This is a genomic window from Fulvivirga sp. (assembly GCF_040220315.1).
In the GTDB taxonomy this organism is placed as follows: Bacteria; Bacteroidota; Bacteroidia; order Cytophagales; family Cyclobacteriaceae; genus Fulvivirga.
Genome location: NZ_JAVJUY010000191.1, coordinates 1 through 7,765 on the forward strand (window position 1 = coordinate 1; position 7,765 = coordinate 7,765).

The following is a 7,765-nucleotide window of genomic DNA, read 5'->3' on the forward strand; positions in this document are numbered from 1 at the left end:
CGCTGATTCACTTCTCCTATAGTAGCATTCTTAATCATAAATGACATTTCATAAATGTGATGCAAAGTTTCCAAAGTGGTACGACCATCTGCACTTGGCTTATAGTTTAAATCTTCTTCTCTCAAAGAGTCTGTCGCCCAGTAATAGCGGAATCCTAGCCCCTCAATCATTCTTGCCACTGTAGTTCCTGCAGTGTACTTATCCGGATAATCTGATACTTCTCTAAATGGGAGTTCTTGGGCATTGGCGTACATTGCGGTAGGTATTAAAATGTATGTAATAAGTTTGGATAGGTCCATTTTCTGAAATTTTAAGTTCAATTTAGTAACTTACGTAGGTGATAAGCGAAAGTTCCCAAAGGGTTTTTGAATCTGAAGGATATTCTATCCTGATAAAAGGTGCATCTGTTTACATTACATCGAAGCAAGTAGTAGCAGGTATATCATTGGTGGCCTTTATCCTTTTGCTTATTGCTATTCCACTAACTCTTATAACCCTCAACGGAGCATTTGCGTTACTGGCCGCACTTTTATCGCTATACCCGGGCTATAAATTATTAAAGCAAACGGAAATACCCAATTCCATTACGATAGATAACCATAAAAACGAAATCAGCTATTATAAGATCTTCGGGTCATTTACAAAAATATTTAAATTAAACGAAGTTAAAGACCTCAGTATATCTGCCTTCGAAGAGTTTCAGGATTCAAATGCTTTTAATGATAGCACTTCCAATATGCATTATTTTATCGACCTTGAAACAACCAATAAGACCTACACGCTCTTGCGTTTTGAAAACTCAGAATTATCGGATGTTCAAAAAATAATATCTGAATTGAAAGCAGCACTTGGGCTGGAGTATCTCACTAAAGAAACACTTGCATGACAAAAATTATGATTGCCGGAGGTGGAACCTTAGGCTCACAAATAGCATGGCAAACCGCCATCAGCGGGTTTAAGGTAGTTGTTTATGATGCTAACGACAGTGGACTCGAAGCCTGCAGAAAATTTCACCAGCGCTATGCTCGCATCTACTTAGATAAAGGCTCAGATCAAACACAAATTGATAAGGCCATAGACAACTTGTCCTTCACTACAGATATTAAACAGGCTTGTGAAGATGTTTTTCTCGTGAGTGAATCAGTTCCGGAAAATCCCAAAATTAAAGCCTCATTTTATCAGGAGTTATCGAAACACATAAACGACTCAGCCATTATTACTACCAACTCTTCTACGTTATTACCCAGCGATTTTGTGAAGTTTGTGTCAAAACCTGAACGCTTTCTAGCCATGCACTTTGCCAACTACATCTGGCAAAATAACATTGCGGAGATAATGGGGCATACAAGTACGGATGAAGCTGTTATTGAAAAAACCACTCAATTTGCCAAAGACATAGGCATGGTGCCGGTACAGCTGAATAAAGAGCAAAATGGCTACATCCTCAACTCCATTTTGGTGCCATTTGTTTCTTCCGCGATGGCATTAGTGGCCAATGGCGTTGCCACCTTTGAAGATGTAGACAAAACCATGATGGTTTCAGGGTTTGTGTCCGGGCCATTCCAGATTTTAGATGTAGTGGGATTAGAAACAGCTTATAATATTGAGCAACACTGGGGCACCCTGCTCAACGATAAGCAGAAATTAGCCAATGCTGCCTATGTAAAGGAGCATTACATCGATAAAGGAAAACTAGGCATTAAAACGGGCGAAGGCTTTTATAACTACCCAAATCCAAAGTTTAAAAAACCTGATTTTTTAAAGTAGGCTTAATAATTTAGATCTCATTTTTTTAAAGGATGTGATAACAATCTGCCAAGTATCACAACAAGAAACAGATTACCAATCATATACTCTAAAATGGCTATTTTCTTCAGTAAGCTATGTGAATCCGGATAAGCAGAGTCAATTCCTGACATGGCATTCATGCTGTACATGACACATTGCAGATAATTCGGCCAGCCCATTTCATAAACCTGCCCTAGCAAGCCCGGTTTAATTAGTGTAATTATTTCGTATATATCTCCGAAAACAAAGATAGTGAGCAAATAAGCAACTAAAGCGCCCCAAATATGATCTGAATGTGTAGCTTTTGAAGCAAAAATGTCACGTAATATATAGAATGATATTAGTAAGAAAAGTCCTGTATTAATAATATGAAAAAGAATGTAAAGATAACGTCTAGTGAATATATCAAATATCTCTACAAAAGGGTTAGCAATGTATAAACCAACAACAGCACCAACTATGGCATATATGTAAAGAAATCTAATGATATTTTTACTTACAGGGCCTAATGCCTTTAATAACTGAATTGAGTAAAGCAAAAATCCAATTTGCAATATGGAAAATATAGACCCTCCTATTTTAGGGCCTAACACAGGTTCACCTAACAAAAATGATGATTCTGATGATAACAGTACTGTAATTAGTATGAACAGAACAAAAATGAGTATTCTCCCATATAGATTACTCTTACCAAGTAAAGCAAATTGAAATGCCATAACTTTAAAAAAGAAATTAAATCAGAACATAAATAATAATTTATAAATGAATAAAACAATCAAATGAAGAGATTTAAGCCACTGGAGTTATGAAGTCAGAATTGGTTTCAGATTTAAATTAAAGCCTTCATTTATTGAATAAATTATCTCTACTCTATCAATGAAAAAATCAGCAGCAACTTTCTTTAAAACTCCTTCTGACTTTCGCAAATGGTTAGCAGAAAACCATAAGACTGAAACCGAGTTGATTGTTGGCTACTATAAAGTAGCAACTGGCAAGCCTTCCATCACCTGGCCAGAATCTGTGGACCAGGCACTTTGCTTTGGCTGGATTGATGGCGTAAGAAGGGCTATTGACGATGAATGCTACTGTGTACGGTTTACACCAAGGAGAAGTGATAGCACCTGGAGTGCTGTAAATATTAAAAAGGTTGCTCAACTAAAAAAAGCAGGCCTTATGGAAGAAGCCGGACTTAAAGCCTATTCTCTAAAGTCTAAATCTAAGATTTATTCTTACGAAAATAGACCCGAAGCACTCGCGAGGAAATATGAGCAACTCTTCAAAGAGCATAAGAAGGCCTGGAAATTCCATAACAACCAACCTCCATTTTATAAAAAACAGTGCGTTCATTGGGTAATGAGTGCCAAACAAGAAAAAACCCGACTCTCAAGGCTCGATAAATTAATTAAAGCCAGTGAGGAAGAGCAGCGGGTGAAGTGGTGAATTAACTCTATATAAGTTCGTTTTTAGCCGATAAAAATGAACATGTAATCAATCTTTCTTTATGGCAAAGATTCCTCCATTTCATTCCGGAATGACTAATTAAAATTAGTAGGTCACCCTGAATTTATTTCAGGGTCTAAGAGATGCCGGATCAAGTCCGGCATGACAGTTAAATTACATTGACATTGCAGGATTGCTTGTCCGACCACTGGCGGAACACGCAATCCCTTTTTTAACTACTTTAGCCAAAAAAAACATTGTCCCCTACTCTAAAAAACCGCCTCGCCTTTTTCCTTCTTGTGCTGGTAAGTGCAGCAGCCGCATTGTACAATTATCTTGACTGGTCTTACCTCGGCTTCCCGGACGGACACCTTACCGAGTTCGACCGAGCACTGAAGTATGTACTACCCATTTTTACGCTGTTTCATGCTGTATTGGCTGTAAGCGGACTATACCAAATGATTCAACTCACCGCCACTCCAAAAAAGCTACGAAGTTTCCTTTTTATTCTAATAGCCCTCCAAGTGATCTTGGTTTACACACTTTCTCAGGTGTTGGAGCATGGGCAAGGAGGTTGAGCCAATCTATAACTAATTAGTCTTCAATTAGTTAGTGAATATCACAAATCTTGAAGCGTATTTTATAACAATAGCAAGATAAAATTTGATATATTAGTTCTCGTTATTAAATATACAATACCTTTTATCCTGTTATTTTCAGATAATAAGATATAACAAACATCAATGTTTGTTACCTAGATTTTGTGTAACATTTAAAAATGAAAGAACTTTTTAATATAATTTTTGAATCTTCGCGAGAGAGAATTAAAAATCCCTTTATTGGGTCTTTTATTTTTGCTTGGATTGCATTCAATTGGAAGGCAATTATTATAATTTTATTCTCCGACATAGTAGTTATAGAAAGAATAGTCCTTATAACAAAAGACTATTCTTCATTAACTCAAACACTTCTATTACCACTAGGATTTGCGGCCTTTTACGTTGGTATACTTCCCTACATTATGTGGCTATTTGATTGGATTTCAAAGAAAAGTTGGCGTGGCAGGAAACAGAATTTACTAGAACAACAAGTATTTGAAATACAATCAAAACAGAAGATAGCTGAAGAAGAAAGTACTTTAGAAAATATTCGAGCTAGGTACCGTGACAAAGCAGATTTAAACAAAAGAATAACAATTCTGACAGACCAGTTAAACGAACGAGATGAGACAAATAAAATGCTTAAACAAGAGATAAACTCATTAAAAGAAGAACAGTTTCAATTACAGGAACTTGTTAAACAACAAACTGATGAAACATTTAACCAATCTGAAAAAGAAAAATTTGATAAAGAATATACTGAATTTAAAGAATCCGATTTATTTGATTTCTTCCGTGAACTTGGTTCGAGTATAAGCATAAGAAAGAATATACCTAACAATATGGATCACCTAGTAGTTGAAAAATTTCGCCATTCAGGACTTATCAAAGAAGTAACAGATAACGAAAACCTACATATTCACAATGAATTCACGAAAAAAGGCAAATACTTTTGGAAAAAATTTATAACAAATTTGAAAATCGTCAAAAAGCAAAAAGACGAATCAGACGATCTTCCATTTTAATAATCCAGTTGTCAATTTCGGGTGTTGTAAACATGAACTGACTGATTAAAAAAATGAAGGCATTACTACCAAATAATATTAGGAATTGGCGAAACAAGAGTCGGTTCCAAAACCCTGCACTTACCATAGCCAGATCTATATTAAAACATTGAAAAAGATGAATATTAGACGATATAAATTTAGTGATGTCTTTAATGTTGAAAATGGAAGAATTACACCAAGAATTCCAGTACAGATAGGTGGAATAACAATGGGGCCTGGAGTAAGTTTTAGTAGTGGTGTTTCATTTTCTGGTGTTGACCTTTCAAAACACGTGAATCATGATATCGCTGGGTATGCTGAAAACGGAGTGTTCATTATTAAAGGGTTTTACTCATGAGCACGATAGGAAAAGAAATAAAGGATGAAACTCCGACTTATAAGTATCTTATTGCCTCTGCACTTGCAGAAGAAATGAACGCTTTTTATGAGACAGACTCAGCCTTTGACAATAGAATACCAATGTCTGGTGAAGTTGAAGCGACCAAACTACAATTTGACCAAAGTGAACAGCTTGTACTAACATTTGCCTGTGCGAGAATGGGAATGCCTCACAATGCAGCAGCCATCATGCATATAATCGAAAAATATCAACCCGCTTATATTTTATTTATTGGTTGTTGTGCAACGTTAAAAGATAAAGGAGTAAAAATGGGTGACGTTGTAATTCCCAAAACCGTCTTTAATTATGAAATGGGAAAGTATCAAGGAGAAACATTTGAACCAGACAATGAGAGTTATAAACTATCTGAACGAATATTAAAATATTCTGAGTCATTGGCGAAATCTAAGCCTAATTGGTTAGATTTTAATGTCTGCACTGATGATGATTTTAGTTCAGGTTCAGTGGTTGTAGATAGTGCTTCAAAAAAGGAAAGTATCAAAGAACTTGCATCACGTAAAGCTAATGGATTAGATATGGAGGCTTATGCACTAGGAGCAATTCAATACTTGCAAAAATACAAACACGTAGGTGTTATTAAAGGAGTTATGGATTTGGCCAAAGACAAAACTGATAGCAATAAACCATTAGCCATAAAGAATGCGGCCAAGTTTGCTTATGAGCTATTAGGGCACATTGAAAAATCTGAATCTCGGGATATTAACTCAATTCTACGATCTCCGAAAGAGAATCTTATAAAACGGCTCACAACAGTGGTTATTAATGGTTTAAAACATATTTTACACTAGACTGTAAAGTTTTTAAAGAAGAAAATGATATTATTAAATGTGAGCTTTGGCATTTATGCTTTCCTTCCTCAAGGATGGGTATTTATGATAGCGATAATCCTAATTGAATGCCTGGGAATAAGCTACTTTTTAACCTATAAATGGTTTAATAAAAAGATTTATAAGACTACAATGCTCTCCAATTTGATTAGTGGAATAATTGGAATAATAGGGTCAATGATTTTAAATGGTGGGTGGTGGTTAGTAGTTTGGTTCCCTTGGGTAAGCAATAATGAAGTAAGCGGAGCAGAAGGACTCAATTTGTTAGTAATGTTTTACGCAATCGCTTTTTTATTGACATTGCTAATCGAAGGACTAGTGAATTATTTATTATTGAAAAGGTATTATAAGAAATCTCAAGTTCTTAAGACGACATTTATTGTGAATATCATTAGCTACACTATAGGTTCTTTAGCAATGTATTCATACAGCTTTTAGAATACACACTAAACGCTCCGCAACAAAATCTATACACAATGTCCTGCAGGATACGTACTATACACAGAGCGCTACCCAACCCATCATTACCCTCCTCAAAATATTAACCCCCTCTCAAATTGCATTCCTGCCCAGTTGAAAGTAAATTTAGTAGTTGATAATAGGCCTTTGCGCTGAGTTCAAAAGTTTGCACTACTAAAACTGCAGCATGTCAAAAAATTTAAGTGAATTATCCGGCCGTAAAGGAGTTGTCGATAACCTGTTTGAGAAAATGGGTAAGCTGGCTTCTGAAACAGGCACCCCACTTGTATATCTTATGTTGGTGATAACTATAGCAAGGTAGATTGATTTAATACAGTATTAAATTTACCACCACTCCAAACAAGCGCTAAAACCTCCTTCAAATATTACTTAATGTTCGAAATGATGTTAGAATATCAACTTTCTCAGGTGTTAGAGCATGGGCAGGGCGGTTAAGCAAACCTATAACTTATTAACTTTCAATTAGTTAGTGATAAGTAAAAATCATGACATTAGTTCCACAATAATGTACAGCTTCAACCCCCTGAAATAGCACATTTGGAATATAATTCGTATTTTTAAAATCCATTACAACATAGAAAAATGGATAGCAGCATTCAACTAAAGAACAACCTAATTTCAAGAATCAAAAGCTCAAAGGACATCAATTTTTTACGGGCTCTTCAGACAATTTTTGACAGCTCTGAACAGTCATTGTACGAACTTAATGAGCAACAAAAGAAATCTATAGAGATTGGTCGTGAAGAAATCAAAAAAGGCAATTTCAAAGAACATGGTCAAGTCATGACAGAAATGAGAGAATGGCTAAAAAACAAATAATTTGGTCATCCAAGGCTAACAATGAGCTAAAAAACATTTTAGATTTTTACAACCAGCGAAATGGCAACACCAAATACAGTCTAAAATTGTTAAATGAGATTGACGACTTATTAAATACCCTTTCAGACAGTGAATTTATTGGCCGTCTTACTGAAAATAAGAAAACTCGAGTTGTAGTAATGAAAGTCTATTTGATATTCTATGAAATTAATGGAAACCGAATTGAAATCTTATCTTTTTGGGACAATCGACAAGACACAAAAAAACGAATAACTATTTAAAACTGTTGGCATCAGCTAAAAGTCATGGCTGGTAGTTGGTGTATTCACAAGTTCATTACTTATG

General features: G+C 35.4%; 12 protein-coding genes and 1 pseudogene. 11 read left to right on the forward strand and 2 right to left on the reverse strand.

The window, feature by feature from the left end:
- Positions 1–299: pseudogene (locus tag RLO81_RS09210) on the reverse strand (hypothetical protein); the annotation flags it as partial.
- Between the two features lie 38 nt (positions 300–337).
- Here RLO81_RS09210 and RLO81_RS09215 point away from each other — a divergent pair.
- Both RLO81_RS09215 and RLO81_RS09220 read left to right on the forward strand, forming a co-directional pair.
- Positions 338–886 carry a hypothetical protein gene (locus RLO81_RS09215; protein WP_350110415.1) on the forward strand — a complete coding sequence of 183 codons (549 nt, stop codon included), beginning with the start codon at positions 338–340 and terminating at the stop codon, positions 884–886.
- Positions 883–1,767: a 3-hydroxyacyl-CoA dehydrogenase gene (locus tag RLO81_RS09220; protein WP_350110418.1), complete on the forward strand. Its 885-nt coding sequence runs from the start codon at positions 883–885 to the stop codon at positions 1,765–1,767. Before RLO81_RS09215 ends, RLO81_RS09220 begins: the two co-directional genes overlap by 4 nt.
- A 17-nt stretch (positions 1,768–1,784) precedes the next feature.
- Here RLO81_RS09220 and RLO81_RS09225 read toward each other — a convergent pair whose 3' ends face one another.
- On the reverse strand, positions 1,785–2,504 hold the full coding sequence (locus tag RLO81_RS09225; protein ID WP_350110421.1) for a hypothetical protein: 720 nt from the start codon (positions 2,502–2,504) through the stop codon (positions 1,785–1,787).
- 160 nt (positions 2,505–2,664) lie between these two features.
- Between RLO81_RS09225 and RLO81_RS09230 the strand changes: the two genes are divergently transcribed.
- From RLO81_RS09230 to RLO81_RS09270, 9 genes are all read left to right on the forward strand, one after another.
- The gene (locus tag RLO81_RS09230; RefSeq protein WP_350110424.1) at positions 2,665–3,228 is read left to right on the forward strand and encodes a YdeI/OmpD-associated family protein; all 564 of its coding nucleotides are present in this window, start codon (positions 2,665–2,667) and stop codon (positions 3,226–3,228) included.
- Positions 3,229–3,485: 257 nt separating this feature from the next.
- On the forward strand, positions 3,486–3,806 hold the full coding sequence (locus RLO81_RS09235) for a hypothetical protein (protein ID WP_350110427.1): 321 nt from the start codon (positions 3,486–3,488) through the stop codon (positions 3,804–3,806).
- 200 nt (positions 3,807–4,006) lie between these two features.
- On the forward strand, positions 4,007–4,852 hold the full coding sequence (locus RLO81_RS09240) for a hypothetical protein (RefSeq protein ID WP_350110430.1): 846 nt from the start codon (positions 4,007–4,009) through the stop codon (positions 4,850–4,852).
- A 157-nt stretch (positions 4,853–5,009) separates the two neighbouring features.
- Entirely contained in the window at positions 5,010–5,231 is a 222-nt protein-coding gene (locus tag RLO81_RS09245) for a hypothetical protein (RefSeq protein ID WP_350110433.1), read from the forward strand.
- Positions 5,228–6,082 carry a 5'-methylthioadenosine/S-adenosylhomocysteine nucleosidase family protein gene (locus tag RLO81_RS09250; RefSeq protein ID WP_350110436.1) on the forward strand — a complete coding sequence of 285 codons (855 nt, stop codon included), beginning with the start codon at positions 5,228–5,230 and terminating at the stop codon, positions 6,080–6,082. The genes RLO81_RS09245 and RLO81_RS09250 overlap by 4 nt, the downstream gene beginning before the upstream one ends.
- A 24-nt stretch (positions 6,083–6,106) precedes the next feature.
- Positions 6,107–6,559 carry a hypothetical protein gene (locus RLO81_RS09255; RefSeq protein ID WP_350110438.1) on the forward strand — a complete coding sequence of 151 codons (453 nt, stop codon included), beginning with the start codon at positions 6,107–6,109 and terminating at the stop codon, positions 6,557–6,559.
- Positions 6,560–6,767: 208 nt separating this feature from the next.
- Positions 6,768–6,902, forward strand: a complete 135-nt coding sequence (locus tag RLO81_RS09260; protein ID WP_350110441.1) for a hypothetical protein — start codon at positions 6,768–6,770, stop codon at positions 6,900–6,902.
- A gap of 281 nt (positions 6,903–7,183) precedes the next feature.
- Positions 7,184–7,420, forward strand: a complete 237-nt coding sequence (locus RLO81_RS09265) for a hypothetical protein (RefSeq protein ID WP_350110444.1) — start codon at positions 7,184–7,186, stop codon at positions 7,418–7,420.
- Positions 7,402–7,701, forward strand: a complete 300-nt coding sequence (locus RLO81_RS09270) for a type II toxin-antitoxin system RelE/ParE family toxin (RefSeq protein WP_350110447.1) — start codon at positions 7,402–7,404, stop codon at positions 7,699–7,701. Before RLO81_RS09265 ends, RLO81_RS09270 begins: the two co-directional genes overlap by 19 nt.
- Positions 7,702–7,765: the final 64 nt, after the last annotated feature.